This window comes from Thermogemmatispora sp. (assembly GCF_019683755.1).
Lineage (GTDB): Bacteria > Chloroflexota > Ktedonobacteria > Ktedonobacterales > Ktedonobacteraceae > Thermogemmatispora.
The window spans coordinates 1-2,169 of the sequence record NZ_JADGHT010000525.1 but is presented as its reverse complement, the minus strand read 5'-3'; the positions used below and the strand labels follow the sequence as shown (position 1 = coordinate 2,169).

General features: G+C 57.3%; 2 protein-coding genes and 1 pseudogene. All 3 read left to right on the top strand.

Going from position 1 to position 2,169, the window contains the following annotated elements; translation table 11 throughout:
• Window positions 1-204 precede the first annotated feature (204 nt).
• Window positions 205-576 (top strand): hypothetical protein, encoded by a 372-nt coding sequence (locus tag IRZ24_RS19595; protein ID WP_297168255.1) that lies wholly within the window; start codon window positions 205-207, stop codon window positions 574-576.
• Window positions 577-876: 300 nt separating this feature from the next.
• Window positions 877-1,908 carry a hypothetical protein gene (locus tag IRZ24_RS19590; protein ID WP_297168252.1) on the top strand — a complete coding sequence of 344 codons (1,032 nt, stop codon included), beginning with the start codon at window positions 877-879 and terminating at the stop codon, window positions 1,906-1,908.
• A pseudogene (locus tag IRZ24_RS19585) lies at window positions 1,902-2,169 on the top strand (hypothetical protein); the annotation flags it as partial. The gene IRZ24_RS19590 and the pseudogene IRZ24_RS19585, both read left to right, overlap by 7 nt.

The following is a 2,169-nucleotide window of genomic DNA, read 5'->3' as shown; positions in this document are numbered from 1 at the left end:
GAATAGATGATATCTTGTATTTATTTTTGCTAGTGGTGTAATAATAGTGAGACCTTGCTTTGGGGATATGAGGTTATTGGAAGATGCTTGTGATAAAATCATTCAAGGGACGATTGAAGAAAGTAACTCAAGAGATTACCCTTGAATCGGGCACCTCGGTGCCGATATCTTAAGCATTCAAAGGACAGCCCAAGGAGGTTCAAAGTGAATTCCATTAGAGCTGTGCCGCGTGCCGTAAAAGAAGAGAGGAACTGGCTCCTGCTCCTCGCTGCTCTTTGTGGGGGGTTGGCTCTCGTGAGTCTGCTGCCCCTGCAGGGTGCAGGTGGTCACCTGCATTGGTTACTTTACATGGTAGCGACCCATCGTCTTGGCATTCCCCAGGCGATTGGGATGCTGCTCAGCGCCCTGCCGGGCTATATCCGGGGGCTGCCCTGGATCATTCAAGGGGTCCGCTGGATTATTACCTGGGTTGCTTATGATGGGATTAGTGCTATAGGCACCATTCTGGCAACGATGAGCGCCACTGGTTGGGGAGGCATCATCATAGCGATCGCGGGCGTCGCTTTTCTCGGCTAAGCAGCACGCTAGCGATTGATCTCTTTTCCACAGTGGCGAGGAGAGCGATGCGACCGGCTCCTGCATCGTTCTCCTTCGGTGGTAAAATCCCAGCAAAGGAAATTTTGTAAATATTTCAAATAAGGCTGACACTACAAGCCTTTGCTGTTTGAAGGAAACGTATCGAAGTCATTCTCTCTGAGGAGAAAGCGGCCTCCAGAGGGATTCGACGAATGCTATTCGAGCATGAGATCGTATCACGAAGGAAAAACGGAAGGTCCTTTCCTTCCGTAACTGCCTCACTGGAGGAGGAGCCCACTCGTGACAAACCTGAGAAAACTGCAGGGCGTCGATCTCCTGGCAGCTTTCCATACGGCGTCGGTAGTAATCTACCCGCTGATATGGGTGCCTGTCTACCTGCGCCCGCTGCCGGTGCTGGCCCTCTGTCTTATTGTACTTTGGGAGAGAGGCGGGCGGCTACCTGCTGGAAAGGAGAAGCCCTGGCCAGGGAGGGAGCCGGGGCCGCATTGGTCGCGTCCGTTGCCATGCTGGGTGGCCTGGCTCCTGCGGTTGGATATGCCGGCCCTGACGGGAGAGGCCATGACTCTCCGTTGGCGCCTCTCGCTGGTAGCTGAAGCCAGGGGCTACGCCCTGCGTTTTTCCCCGGAGCAGCCACTAACATGGAGAGAATCCGCCCAGGCCATCGGCGTGGTCCTGCTGGCGCTGCTGCCCGCCTGTGGTCTCGTTCTCACAGATTTCAAACTCCTGATAGCGGTGTGCACAGCTCCCGCCCTCATATGGATACTGCTCCGCAGGATAGCCTTTCAGCGCTATCTACGTGAAGAATTAAAGGAGCTGCCCGAAGGCGTGGCCTTACTGCCGGAGCCGGCGGTCAAGCTCTTCACCTCTTATCTGCCCCAAAAAGATGCCCCTGCTTTCTCACGTCGAACCTGGTCGGGGCAACAAGAGATCTACCTGGACGCCTGGCTGCAAGTACCGGTCCAGGTGCTGCAGGTGCTGCTGCTCCATGAGCAGGGTCATATTGCTCGTGGTCACACGACTCGGTTGCGTAGTCTATGGGACTGCCAGCTAGGGGCGGTGCTGGTGGGCCTTCTGGCTGCTGTGTGCCTCCCGCAGTTCCTCGACGAACTGAGCGGCCCGGTTGCCGCGCTCTGTCTGCTCCTCTGGAGCATGCTGGTCATGGCGCCGTTGCTGGGCAAGCTGCTCTGTCTGCGGCGCTGGGAAAAAGAGGCCGACCAGTGGGCCGTCGCTCATCTGGGGCCGGGAGCCCTGGAGGCTGCCCGTCTCTATCTCCAGCGCTGTTATTCGCTGGAGGGCGCGGCATCATGGTGACGAGAGCAGCCTTCCCCAGGCGCTATCTGTTAGAGTATGCCTTGCTAGCAGCGATCGCCCTCAGCGCGCTGATCCTCGGAGTCCAGTGGCCTATCGAAGACTGGCCGACCGCCAGCGCCCCTAGCGGGCAGTTCTCCCTCTGGTTTATCTTGGGCAGCAATCTGCTCCTGATCCTCTGCATCGCTCTGGGGAGCGCCCTGACAGGGGGCTTTGTGGGCGGCTGCGTCATCTTCGAGAATCTCTTTGTCTACGGCAGAGTAC